The organism is Streptomyces sp. NBC_01450 (assembly GCF_036227505.1).
Classification (GTDB): Bacteria; Actinomycetota; Actinomycetes; order Streptomycetales; family Streptomycetaceae; genus Streptomyces.
The window spans coordinates 5,821,719-5,833,265 of sequence record NZ_CP109480.1; the positions used below are offsets into that span (position 1 = coordinate 5,821,719).

The 11,547-nt window shown below is 70.4% G+C and carries 10 protein-coding genes; 2 read left to right on the plus strand and 8 right to left on the minus strand.

Translation table 11 applies throughout. From position 1 onward, the window contains the following. Positions 1-83: 83 nt before the first annotated feature. Together OG568_RS25880 and OG568_RS25885 are read right to left on the minus strand one after the other, a co-directional pair. Positions 84-1,478: a DUF2252 domain-containing protein gene (locus OG568_RS25880; protein ID WP_329536454.1), complete on the minus strand. Its 1,395-nt coding sequence runs from the start codon at positions 1,476-1,478 to the stop codon at positions 84-86. Between the two features lie 250 nt (positions 1,479-1,728). After that, positions 1,729-2,106, minus strand: a complete 378-nt coding sequence (locus OG568_RS25885) for a winged helix-turn-helix transcriptional regulator (protein ID WP_329533304.1) — start codon at positions 2,104-2,106, stop codon at positions 1,729-1,731. Between the two features lie 104 nt (positions 2,107-2,210). On the opposite strand from OG568_RS25885, the gene OG568_RS25890 reads away from it, so the two are divergent. Further along, positions 2,211-2,864 (plus strand): FMN-dependent NADH-azoreductase, encoded by a 654-nt coding sequence (locus OG568_RS25890; RefSeq protein ID WP_329533305.1) that lies wholly within the window; start codon positions 2,211-2,213, stop codon positions 2,862-2,864. A 195-nt stretch (positions 2,865-3,059) separates the two neighbouring features. On the opposite strand, the gene OG568_RS25895 is transcribed toward OG568_RS25890, so the two are convergent. After that, positions 3,060-3,902 (minus strand): NAD(P)H-binding protein, encoded by an 843-nt coding sequence (locus tag OG568_RS25895; RefSeq protein WP_329533306.1) that lies wholly within the window; start codon positions 3,900-3,902, stop codon positions 3,060-3,062. A gap of 110 nt (positions 3,903-4,012) precedes the next feature. After that, positions 4,013-5,047, minus strand: coding sequence for a helix-turn-helix transcriptional regulator (locus OG568_RS25900; RefSeq protein WP_329533307.1), 1,035 nt, complete (start codon positions 5,045-5,047; stop codon positions 4,013-4,015). Positions 5,048-5,168: 121 nt separating this feature from the next. On the opposite strand from OG568_RS25900, the gene OG568_RS25905 reads away from it, so the two are divergent. Beyond that, the gene (locus OG568_RS25905) at positions 5,169-5,783 is read left to right on the plus strand and encodes a TIGR03086 family metal-binding protein (protein ID WP_329366350.1); all 615 of its coding nucleotides are present in this window, start codon (positions 5,169-5,171) and stop codon (positions 5,781-5,783) included. Between the two features lie 84 nt (positions 5,784-5,867). Here OG568_RS25905 and OG568_RS25910 read toward each other — a convergent pair whose 3' ends face one another. The 4 genes from OG568_RS25910 to OG568_RS25925 form a co-directional block, all read right to left on the minus strand. Next, positions 5,868-7,379 (minus strand): FAD-binding oxidoreductase, encoded by a 1,512-nt coding sequence (locus tag OG568_RS25910; RefSeq protein ID WP_329533308.1) that lies wholly within the window; start codon positions 7,377-7,379, stop codon positions 5,868-5,870. A 239-nt stretch (positions 7,380-7,618) separates the two neighbouring features. Further along, complete coding sequence (locus OG568_RS25915) at positions 7,619-9,319, minus strand: NAD(P)/FAD-dependent oxidoreductase (RefSeq protein ID WP_060900219.1); 1,701 nt, start codon at positions 9,317-9,319, stop codon at positions 7,619-7,621. 85 nt (positions 9,320-9,404) lie between these two features. Continuing rightward, complete coding sequence (locus OG568_RS25920) at positions 9,405-10,880, minus strand: FAD-dependent monooxygenase (RefSeq protein ID WP_329533309.1); 1,476 nt, start codon at positions 10,878-10,880, stop codon at positions 9,405-9,407. A gap of 252 nt (positions 10,881-11,132) precedes the next feature. Then, complete coding sequence (locus tag OG568_RS25925) at positions 11,133-11,528, minus strand: pyridoxamine 5'-phosphate oxidase family protein (RefSeq protein ID WP_054237224.1); 396 nt, start codon at positions 11,526-11,528, stop codon at positions 11,133-11,135. Positions 11,529-11,547 lie beyond the last annotated feature (19 nt).

Here is an 11,547-nt window from a genome sequence, read left to right on the forward strand (position 1 = left end):
AGGCCCTGTCGTCAAACTCCCGTCGTCCGCCCGGAGGGCGGGCCTCGCGCGGCCCAGTGTCCGCCACTGCCCCGGCTCCCCGCTCACACCCCGAGTTCCGCCGCCACCCGCCCCTCCCTGATCGCCGCGACCAGGTCCGCGTGGTCCGCCTCCGTGCGGTCGGCGTAGGCCAGCGCGAACGACGCGATGGACTCGTCGAGTTCCTCGCTCTTGCCGCCGTACCCGGCGATGAGACGGGGGTCGGCGGTGTGGGTGTGGGCGCGGGCGAGAAGGGCGCCGGTCATACGGGCGTAGTCGTCGACCTGGTCGGCGGCGAGGGCGGCGGGGTCGACGCTGCCCTTGCGGTTGCGGAACTGTCGTACCTGGAAAGGCCGGCCTTCGACGGTGGTCCAGCCGAGCAGGATGTCGCTGACGACCTGCATGCGCTTCTGGCCCAGGACGACCCGGCGGCCCTCGTGCGGCACCTCCGGTATGGCGTGCCCGGCCGTCGCCAGGTGCGGGAGCAGCGCCGAGGCGCGGGCCTCCTTCACCTGGAGGACGAGGGCTTCGCCGCGGTGGTCGAGGAGCAGCACGACGTAGGAGCGGGTGCCGACGCTGCCGGTGCCGACGACGCGGAAGGCGACATCGTGCACCGCGTACCGGGCGAGGAGGGGGAGGCGGTCCTCCGAGACGGTGGTCAGGTAGTGCTCCAGCGAGTCCGCGACCGCCGCGGCCTCCGCGTCGGGTACGCGACGCAGCACCGGAGGAGCGTCCACGAAGCGGTGGCCGCCGTCCTCCACCGGCCGGGTCGACTTGGCCGCGAACCGTCCACTGGTGTTGGCCCGCGCCTTCTCCATGACCCGCTCCAGGGTGCCGAGCAGGTCGTGGGCGTCGGCGTGGGAGACGAGTTCCTCGTCCGCGATGGCGTTCCACGCGTCCAGCACCGGGAGCTTCGCGAGCAGGCGCAGGGTGCGTCGGTAGGCACCGACCGCGTCGTGGGCGGCCTTGCGACAGGTGTCCTCGTCCGCGCCCGCTTCCCGGCCCGCGAGCACGAGCGAGGTGGCGAGGCGCTTGAGGTCCCACTCCCAGGGGCCGTGTGCCGTCTCGTCGAAGTCGTTCAGATCGATGACCAGGCCGCCGCGCGCGTCTCCGTACAGGCCGAAGTTCGCCGCGTGGGCGTCACCGCAGATCTGGGCCGCGATGCCGGTCATGGGGGTGCGCGCGAGGTCGTACGCCATGAGCCCGGCCGAACCGCGCAGGAAGGCGAAGGGGGTTGCGGCCATCCTGCCGACCCGGATCGGCGTGAGCTCCGGGATCCGGCCGAGGTTGGACTCCTCGACGGCGGTCACCGCGTCCGGCCGGCCGGCGTCGAAGGACAGCTCCGCGTGCGCGCCGCGGGGCACCCGTCGGCGCAGCGCCTTGCCCTCTTCCTTGGGTGAGCCCTGCGCGGGCCGGCCCGCGAATCCCCGCACTCCGAAGACCCCGGAGATCCGGGACATCTGCCGCCCCTGTTCGCTCTGCCCGTCCTGCTCGCCCGGTCGGCTCCGCTGATCCTGCTGCACCTGAACCGCAGCGCCAAGGTCCGTCATACCGACTGCCTCCCCCGTCACGCACGAACATCAACTCGTGATGACCGTACCGCCGGTGGCTGAAACGCGTCAGACCCTGTGGACAACTCCCGGCCTGGGGAAAACCCCGCCCCTCGCAATCAGCTCACGATCGGCCCCGGTGCTCACGATCGGCCCCGGTTCAGGGGCACTTGCGGAGTTCACCCGGGCACGGCGGGCTCTCCGGCAGGTATGTCTCCGCCCAGGTGCCGAGTTCCATGAGCGCGGGCTGCAGTGCGGCGCCCGCCTCGGTCAGGCCGTACACGACCCGCAGCGGAGGGCCCTCGTCGACCTCGCGGACGACCAGTCCCGCCCCGCCGAGTTCCGTGAGGCGGTCGGAGAGCATCCGCTCGCTGATGCCGGGGATCGCTCTGCGCAGGTCGGCGAAGTGCGCGGGGTGCTGCAGCAGCACGGACACGACCAGGCCGGTCCAGCGCTTCCCGAGCAGCTGGAAGACGCGGGTCATGTGGTCGTCGACCCTCTGGCACGGCCCTGCGTCGTGAGTCACCGGCTCTGGCATGGGTCCAGAGTACTGTGTTTCGCGTGAGGGGATGAAAAAAAGTAAGTAGCTGTGTTATCTCTAGTCCTGTACGAAAAGTTTGCCCCCTCCCCTTGGAGATTCCCATGGCCACCCTCCTGCACATCGACTCGTCCGTGTTCCCGGGCGCAGCCTCCGCCTCCCGCACGGTCACGGACTCGTTCCGCAAGGCCTGGGAGGAGCAGCACCCGCAGGGCACCGTGATCTACCGCGACCTCGCCGTGAACCCGGTCCCGCACATCACGGCCGACGCCCACACCGCCGGTTTCGCCCCCGCGGACGCGCACACCCCCGAGCAGGCCGCCGCCTTCGCCGAGCGTCTGCAGTTCATCGAGGAGCTGGAGCAGGCGGACGCGATCCTGATCGGCGCGCCCATGTACAACTTCACGATCCCCTCGACCCTCAAGGCGTGGCTGGACCAGGTGATCCTCATCGGCCGCACCGCCATGACCGAGGACTCGAAGGTCAAGGGCACGCCGGTCACGGTCGTCGCCAGCCGCGGCGGCTCCTACGCGCCGGGCACCCCGCGCGAGGGCTTCGAGTACGTCCAGAACTACCTGGAGGCGATCCTTCGCGACACCCTCGCCCTGGACGTCCACATCATCGTCCCGGAGCTCACGATGGCGCCGCAGAACCCCGCGATGGCCGACCTGATCCCCCTGTACGAGGCCTCCCGCGCCAAGGCCGCCGACGAGGCGGTCACCAAGGCCAAGGAGTTCGCCGAGCGCGTCGCCGCGTAGCGCCTCCGGGGGAAGGCCGAGCAATCCCCGCCGCGCCCCTACGGCGTGATGGCCCCGCAGGTCACGGACCTGCGGGGCCAATCACTGCGCATGGGCCGCCGAATGCCCACTGCCGCGGGGGATGGATCGCAGCGGGCATCCGGCGGCGGTACCGGGGGGACGAGCGGGCTCAGCGGACCGAGCGGACCGAGCCGTCTACTTGAACGCCGGGAGGCTGCGGCTCACCCAGCTGGAGAAGGGGGTGGCCGGGCGCCCCAGGACCTTCTCCACATCGGGGCTGACCCGCTGTTCGGCGGGGAGCGGGGCGCCGAGGATGTCCAGGGTGCCGGGGATGACGTCCTCGGGCATGAACTGGGCCATGTGGGCGTGGGCGGCCTCTCGGGTCAGTTCCACGAAGGTCACTTCCTCACCGATCACCTCGGCGATCACCCCGGCCTGCGCACGCGGGCTGACCGCCTCGGGGCCGGTCACCTCGTACGTACGACCGGCGTGGCCGTCCTCACGCAGGACGACCGCGGCGACCGCGGCGATGTCCGCGGGGTCGACGACCGGCAGCGCGACGTCACCGAACGGGGCGAAGACCGTACGGTCGGCTCGGACCGACTCGGCCCAGGCGAAGGCGTTGGAGGCGAATCCGCCCGCGCGCAGGATCGTGAAGTCCAGGCCCGAGCCGCGTACGGCCTCCTCGAACTCACGCAGCCTGCCGTGCGAGGCGGAGTCGGGGCGAGTGGCGTTGATCTGCGAGGAGAGCAGGACGACCCGCTTGACCCCGGCGTCCTTGGCGGCGGCCAGCAGGTCGGTCGCGGCCTCGCCGTGACCGAGCAGTTCGCCGGCGAGCAGGATGAAGAAGGCGTCGGCGCCTTCGAGGACCGGCCGCATGTCTTCGGCGCTGCCGAGGTCGGCCTGGGCGTGGCGGACACCGTCCGTCGGGGAGGGCAGCGGGCGGCGCGAGACCGCCACGACCTGCTCCCCCGCCTCGGCGAGCGCCTCGATCAGCGGACGCCCGACATTTCCGGTGGCTCCAGTGACAACGATCATCAGTAACAACTCCCTAGTGCGTTAATCCGAACCAGTAATCAGCAGTCATCGGCTTCATCGGTGGGGGCACTTCATCGGTGGAGGGGGGAACGGTGTGGGAAATCCGCCGGTCACCCGTGGTGAGCGGCCATGACAGGGACGCTAACATCCTCCGTATAGTAGGTACCTAGAGGAAAGTGGCTATCCAAGTGGGCGAATTCCTCGCGCCCGCCGTACACCGCGGTGAGCGAGCGGCCCAGCCGTACGAGCGACTCCCGCGCCTCCGGGGGATCGAGCACCTCGACGCGGCCGCCGAGACCGGCCAGCTGCGCGGCGAGCACCTCCACCGACGGGCCGTCGGCCGTGAACTCGACCCGGCCGTCGATCTGGACCTCGCCGGTCCGCAGCCGCCCGCCCAGCAGTTGCCGCAGCACCGGCAGGGCGTCGTGGTCGGCCCGGGCCCGTACGGTCGCCGCGGTCAGCCGTTGTTCCACCTCGGCGGCGAGCTCCCGCCATGCGGCGGCGAGGTCGAAACCCTCCGGGCGCCGCACCGGTTCACCGGTCCTTGTCGCGGAGGTGACCCGGCTGAGCCGGAAGGTGCGCAGCCCCTCCTCCGTCCCGGCGACGAGATACCAGCGGCCGGCCTTCGAGACCAGGCCGAGCGGGTGCACCGTGCGCTCGCCGGGCGCCTGGTCGGGGTGGGCGTAGCCGAGCCGGACCTGTTCGCCGTCGAGCACCGCCCGCTCCAGGGCGTGCTGGTGGGGACCGCTGCCGCCCGCCGTGCGCGACCAGTCGACACCGTCGATGAGGATGGCCTTGGCGGCCGCTTCCGCGTGCGGCCGCATGGGCGCGGGCACCGCCCGCATCAACTTCCGTAACGCCGCGCGCAGTTCGGGTGAGGCCGACAACGGGCCCGCGGCCAGGAACAGCGCTCCGATCTCCCGCGAGGTGAATCCGGTCAGATCGGTGCGGGCACCGCCGACCAGGCTCCAGCCGCCGCCCCGGCCGCGCTGCGAGTAGACGGGGACGCCCGCGGTGGTGAGGGCCTCCAGATCGCGGCGTGCGGTGCGTTCGGACACCTCCAGCTCCTGGGCCACCTCACGCACGGTCACCCGCCCGCGCGCCTGGAGCAGCAGCAGGGTCGCCACCAGACGGTCAGCCTTCACAACAACCGCCCCCCTCCGGGTTTTTGAGATGTTTTGAGCCAATACATCTATTTTCAGCTAGATCTGATGAGCCTTCAGTAATAGGCCACAAGATGACCTGTTTGACGCCGACGATGAGGACATGACTCACGACATGGCTGACAGCGCGAATTCCCCCGCCAACCCGCCCGCCGACCCCCGTGGCGGCCTGTTCAAGGCCGTCGAACTCACCGGACGTACGCTCGCCGCGCTGCGCCCCGAGCAGTACGACACCGTCACCCCGTGTCCCGACTACGCGGTCCGCGACATGGCCAACCACGTGGTGTCCGTGCTGCGCCGGGTCGCCGTCATGGGCGCGGGCGGCTCCTTCATGAGCGTTCCGCACTTCGCCGAGGACGTCGCGGACGGCGACTGGGCCAAGGCCTGGGCTGAGGCGACGAAGGAGTTCGACGCCGTGTGGTCGGACCCGGCCGTGCTGGGCCGCCAGATCGGCCTGCCCTGGGGTCCGGTTCCCGGGGTGGTCGCCTCGGTGATCTACACCAACGAGTTCGTGCTGCACGCCTGGGACCTGGCGAAGGCGACCGGTCAGAGCCCCGAGTGGGACCCGGAGATGCTCGCCGCTCCGCTGGCCAACATGCGCCGTGCCGTGCCCGCGGAACCCCGCGGCGGCCAGGTGCCGTTCGGACCGGTGGTGGAGGTGCACGAGGACGCTCCCGACATCGACAAGCTGGTGGGCTGGTACGGGCGTCGTCCCTGACGGGGCGACGCGGCAGACGAGCGAGCGGGCGGGCCGCCGGACATCGATCCGGCGGCCCTTCCACAGGTCCGGGTTCACGAAGCGTCAGGCTCCGATGCCCTGGGCGAACTTGAAGTAGCGGTACGGGTCGTACTTCGCCTTCACGACCTTCAGCCGGGCGTAGTTCTCGGCGTAGTACGACTGCCGCCAGTCCGGCAGCTCCGCGTCCATCCAGTTCTGGTACGTCTCGCCGTTGGACAGCGGGTCGACGGTGTCGAACCCGTGGTCCACCCAACTCGTGGCGACGGCCTGGGCCTCGGCGGTGACCTGGGCCGGGTCGTTGATCAGGACCCGGTAGTTGACGGAGAAGAGCGAGTCGCGGTGCACGTACGCCGTGTCGGTGCGGGCCGGGTCGTTGGCCGCGCCCCCGAAGAAGTGGAAGTCGAGGTAGCGGGACTGCCCGGCCCTGCGGTCGGCGTCGAAGGCCGTCACCACATCCGCCCAGCCGCTCTGCGCATAGGGCGCGCTGCCCAGCCGGGTCCGTTCCAGACCGAAGGCCGGCCGGGTGAGCACCCCGCTCGGGGACTTCCCGGCACGCTGGCACTGGTCCTGGGTCAGGGTGCCGCAGCCGAAGATCATCATCATGACCTGCTGGTACGTCATGACCGCGTCCTGGCGGGCCGTCACCGCGCCGGTCAGCGCCAGCAACCGGGCGGACTCGGCGGCCAGTTCGGCCGGGGTGCCGCGGGAGGCGAGGAAGACGTTGAACGCCGGTACGGTGCCGGGCGCCGCGTCGGCCTGGACGAGGTAGGCGCCGCCGCCGATGGTGCGGGGGGCGTCCACCAGCCACTGGCCCACGCCGTGCAGCACGTGGGCCGCGCGGTCGTACGGGAAGATCAGGTTGCTGATCGCCATCTGGTCGCCCTCGTGCGGGGTGACCGTGAAACGGGTGACGACGCCGAAGTTGCCGCCACCGCCGCCGCGGATCGCCCAGAAGAGGTCGGGGTGGCTGGTCGGGGAGGCGGTCACCACGCAGCCGTCGGCGAGGACCACCTCGGCCGAGGTGATCGCGTCGCAGGCCATGCCCGTCGGGCGGGTCAGGAAGCCGAATCCGCCGCCCTGGAGGAAGCCACCGGCCGACACGGTGGGGCAGCCGCCCTCGCTGACCACCAGGTTGTGCGGGGCGAGCGCGTTGAGTATCTCGACGTTCTTGGCGCCGGGACCGATGTCGACGGTGCCGCTGCCGACGGTGATCGCGTTGAGCCGCGACACGTCGATGATCAGGCCGGGCGTGGTCGAGTAGCCGGCGAAGCTGTGGCCGCCGCTGCGGACGGCGGACGGCAGTCCGTTGTCCTGGGCGAAGCGCAGCGCGACGGAGACGTCGGAGGAGCTGACGCAGTAGGCGACGGCCCGCGGGTTGACCGAGTCGAACTGGCCGAGTTCCAGCTGCTTGGCCACGCCGTAAGCGGAGTCGGTGGGCAGCACCAGCTGTCCCTGGAGCTTGCCCGCGAGGGTGCTCCAGGGGGCGGAGGAGCCCGCGGAGACGGGGCTGTTGGGCAGGACGGCCAGGCCGACGGCGGCGGTTCCCGCACCGATCAGTGCTCTACGAGTGATCACGGATGTCCCAAGGTTCTAGGAAACGGTGGATGTAGGTGGAAGTCAGTGGGGGCGACGCAAAGAAGAAAGGAAAGGAGAGGAACAAGGGGGCCGGCGCCGGGCCCACGGGGGGAGGGTGGGCCCGGCGCCGGATCCGGGGGGGAAGTGGCTCTGTGAAGGCGGGCCCGGGAGGCGGGGCCTTCGAGGAGAGGACTACGAGGTGAGGATTACGAGGTGAGGACTTCGAGACAGGGCCGAGGTCAGGACACCTTGCGGCCGCGCACCCCCTGCTTGACGACGCCGGCCAGCATCGAGCGGCCGAGGTCGCGCATCTCCTTGGGGCCGGAGGTGCTGGCCCACCACATGAACTTCATCATCGTGGGGGTGGTGGCCCGGAAGAACCGGAGGTCCTCGGGGCCCTTCCAGCCGAAGGGCGTGTTGACGGACTCGCAGTCGCGGATCGCCTCGAAGACGATGTCCGCGGCCTTGTCGCCGTCGATCTCGCCTGCCTCGTACCGCTCACAGGTCTCGGCGGTGGTGTCGAAGAGGACCTTGAAGGCGTGGCTGTCCGGCCACCACAGGCCGGTGTAGGGCGCCTTCTCCATCTCCTTGAAGTGCCGGTCGTCGCCGTCGAGCTGGAAGTTCTGGCGGGCCATGATCTGGCGCATGGTGGCCGGGGTGGTGAAGCAGGCCCACACCCGGAACACCGCGTTCCACAGCCGGAAGTGGCTGAAGGCGATGTACGAGCTGTTGACGATCTTGTCGTTGTACTCCAGGAGCCCCTGCTCCAGGCGCTCCACGTACTCGAAGCGCTCCTCGGTGAAGTCGTTCTCGCGCAGGGCGTCCAGGATCCGGTAGGCGAGGGCGTCGACGACCTCGAAGGTGTTGGACAGACCGCGCGAGTACAGCGGGTCGATGAAACCGGCCGCGTGCGACATCAGGCACCAACGGGCGCCGATGGTGCGCTTGGAGGAGTACTGGAGGCGGTCGGTGGAGACCCACTCGCGGATCCGCTTGGCGCCCTCGAACTGCCGCTTCACGGCCGGGTACATGTCGAGGTAGTGGTTGAACTCCTGGTCCGGCGTCATGTCCTTCGGCTTGGGGTACAGCCGCTCGTCGAAGGTCAGGCCGACACTGCAGGCCGGGTTCTTGGAGTCCTTGTAGTTGTCGAACGGGATGATCCAGAACCAGCCCCGCTCGATGAGGTGGTGCAGGGTGCCGCCGTGGAAGGGCGACTCGGCGGGCGGGCGCAGCGCCTCGGGGTAGTTGCACACGTCGTCGTAGGGCTTGATGCCAACGTAGTGCGTGAACAGGGAGCGCGCGTGGTGCTTGTGCCGGGGCGGGTTCTCGCGCAGGTCGAACTTCTGCGCGAGCGGGGAGCGGAAACCGCTGGCGTCGATCAGGTACTTGGCCCGGAAGACCTCGCCGTTCCTGCCGGTGATGGTGACGCCGTCGTCGTCGACGTCGAGGTCGGTGGCGAACCAGTTCTGGCGCAGCGTGCAGCCATACTTGGCGGCGACGTTCAGATAGTGCGAGTCCGTGTCCTGGCGGAAGAGGTGCACCGCCTCGGTGAGCATCTTCGGGATGACGAACATCGTCGCCTCGTGCGGGTCCGGCTCGCGGTTCGGCCGGTGCGTGACGAAGCCGAAGCTCTGCTTGCGGCCGTGCGTCGGACCGATGTGCTCGGTCACCGCCTTCACGTCCAGCATGTGCTTGATCTCGGGCACGTCGTAGCGCACGGCCAGAATGTGCAGCCACTCGACGAGCTGGGGGTTCTGGGACTCGCCGACGGCGAACCGGGGGTGCTGACCGGCGTCGATGAGCACCACGTTCGCGCCCTGGCGGGCCAGGATCGCTCCCATGATCGAGCCCGCGAGGCCCGACCCCAGGATGGCTACGTCGCATTCGGTCCACTCGGCGGCCTTGTCGGCCTTCTTCGCTTCCTCAGCCTTGGTGGGCAAGACCGCACTCCTCTTTCTCGTTTCACGGACGGGTCGGATGGGTGGCGCGCGTCCTACTGGGGGGATCGGGATCGACGAGAGGAACTCAGGCGGCGGTGCCGGGCTCGCCGAACCACTGGGCGAGCGCGTCGGTCAGGCCGTCCGTGGAACCGTCGGCGCCGACCCAGGCGATGTAGCCGTCGGGGCGTACGAGGAGGTCGGCGGCCGGGGCGGCGGCGTCGGGCCGGGTGGCGGCGACGACGTCGACGCGGTCGGACCAGGCGGCCGCGGCCTCGCGCAGCGCCGCGTTGTCGTGCAGGTCGAGGAGGACCGGGCGGCCCTGGTGCAGCAGCTCGTACGTGCTCGTCTTCTCGTCGCCGACCAGCAGTTCCTGGTCGGGCAGCCGGCGGCCGAGCAGCGGGTGGCCGCCCTCGACGGCGCCGTAGGTGATGTCCAGGCCGGTGACCAGGCCGACGAGGTGACGTCGTACGTCCTCGATCTGGACCAGCTCGGCGAACAGGTCGCGCAGCGGCTGGGCCTCGGGGCCGCCGAGGTAGAGGGTGCGCTGGACCAGGGTGTTGTAGACGATGCGGGCGCCGACCGGGTGGCGCTCGGAGTGGTAGGTGTCGAGCAGGCCCTCGGGGGCGTGCCCCTTGACCGCGGCGGCGAGCTTCCAGCCGAGGTTGACCACGTCGCCGACGCCCGCGCTGATGCCCTGGGCGCCGATCGGCAGGTGGATGTGGGCGGCGTCGCCCGCGAGGAAGACCCGGCCCTTGCGGTACTCGGCGGCGTGCCGGCTGGCGTCGGTGAAGTAGCTGGTCCACAGCTGCTTGGCACCGCTGATGTCCTCGCCGGTCACCCGCTGGAAGGCGGCGGCCACCTCCTCGAAGGTGGGCGGCTCCTGGGTGGGGCGGACACCGGCGCCGCGCTCGAAGACCACCACGCGAGTGGCGCCCGGGCCGAGCGGCAGGACCACGACCATGCCGGCCTCGCCGACCTCACCGGTGGGGCGCAGCCGCAGCTGGACTCCGGCGACGTCCGCCATCTTCATCTCGATGGTGGCGCTGACGCCGGGGAAGTCGATCCCCGCCAGGTGGCGGACGGTGGAGCGGGCGCCGTCACAGCCGACGACGTACGCGGCGCGCAGCGTCTCGACGCCCTCCGGGCCCGCGACCTCGACCTGGACCCCGTTCTCGTCCTGTGTCAGGCCGATGACCTCGTGGCCCCGGCGGACGTCGGCGCCCAGACCCACGGCCCACTTGTTGATGATGGCCTCGGTGCGCGACTGCGGAACACCGCGGACACCGAAATTACCGCCCTCGACAATGCGGTAGTCGATGGGGAGTCCACCGAAATGGCCGCCGGGTATGGTCTCCAGCGGACCGAAATCCTCGAGAAGGCCGCGCTGGCCGAATTCCTCGATCGTACGGGCGGAGAATCCCAGCGCGCGGGACTGCTGCATCGGCTGTTCCAGCCGGTCGAGCACGATGACCGAGAGACCCGACAGGCGCAGTTCTCCCGCGAGCATGAGGCCCGAGGGTCCCGCTCCGGCAACGATCACATCGGCATTGAAGGCGTCCATATTCCCTCTCCCGCTGGCGTTTTCTCCAGTATTCCGAGGGCTCCCGGGAAGCTGAATGGCCGCCGATACAGGACTCTGACAAGTTCGTCAGAGGCCTTGCAGCTACTGGGTGGTACGGGGTGCCAAGCGGCCTCGGGGGCGTGCCTGCACCCCCCGAGGCCGCTTAACAGGCGGAGCATGCGAGAGGGTGCCGGAAGAGTCTTCCGGCACCCTCTCGCCCCGTATGTGCTCCGGGAGTTCGGTACGGGCCGTTCAGTACAGGCCCATCACGCGGTCGACCGCGATCTCGATGACCGCGAGGCCCGGGGGCTGCGGCGGCTGGGACCAGTACCGCTTGGCGTAGCGGCGCATCCCCTCCACCACCCGGGGCGGGTCGGTGGAGACGGTGGCCGGGCCCTCCAGGGTGATCCAGCGGGGTCCGACCAGCTGGCACACGGCGGCCCGGCCACCGGCCCTGGCTAACAGGTTGCGCGACTTGCGGCGGTGCACCGTGGTCATCACCCGGGCCAGGCCCGCCTCACCGTCCCAGGTGAACCGTACGGGCGCGACGTGCGGCGTGCCGTCCGGGCGAAGGGTGGTGAGGGTGCACAGGGCGTTCTCGGCGAGGAACTCCTCCGCCGCGGCGGACAGGGGCAGGGGCTTGGACATGGCCGGGTCCGTTCTTCCG

What these genes read in the sequence shown, in the direction of transcription:
- OG568_RS25880 (WP_329536454.1), bottom strand. Translation starts at nt 1,478, where the DNA reads ATGTCCCGGATCTCCGGGGTCTTCGGAGTGCGGGGATTCGCGGGCCGG.
- OG568_RS25885 (WP_329533304.1), bottom strand. Translation starts at nt 2,106, where the DNA reads ATGCCAGAGCCGGTGACTCACGACGCAGGGCCGTGCCAGAGGGTCGAC.
- OG568_RS25890 (WP_329533305.1), top strand. Translation starts at nt 2,211, where the DNA reads ATGGCCACCCTCCTGCACATCGACTCGTCCGTGTTCCCGGGCGCAGCC.
- OG568_RS25895 (WP_329533306.1), bottom strand. Translation starts at nt 3,902, where the DNA reads ATGATCGTTGTCACTGGAGCCACCGGAAATGTCGGGCGTCCGCTGATC.
- OG568_RS25905 (WP_329366350.1), top strand. Translation starts at nt 5,169, where the DNA reads ATGACTCACGACATGGCTGACAGCGCGAATTCCCCCGCCAACCCGCCC.
- OG568_RS25920 (WP_329533309.1), bottom strand. Translation starts at nt 10,880, where the DNA reads ATGGACGCCTTCAATGCCGATGTGATCGTTGCCGGAGCGGGACCCTCG.
- OG568_RS25925 (WP_054237224.1), bottom strand. Translation starts at nt 11,528, where the DNA reads ATGTCCAAGCCCCTGCCCCTGTCCGCCGCGGCGGAGGAGTTCCTCGCC.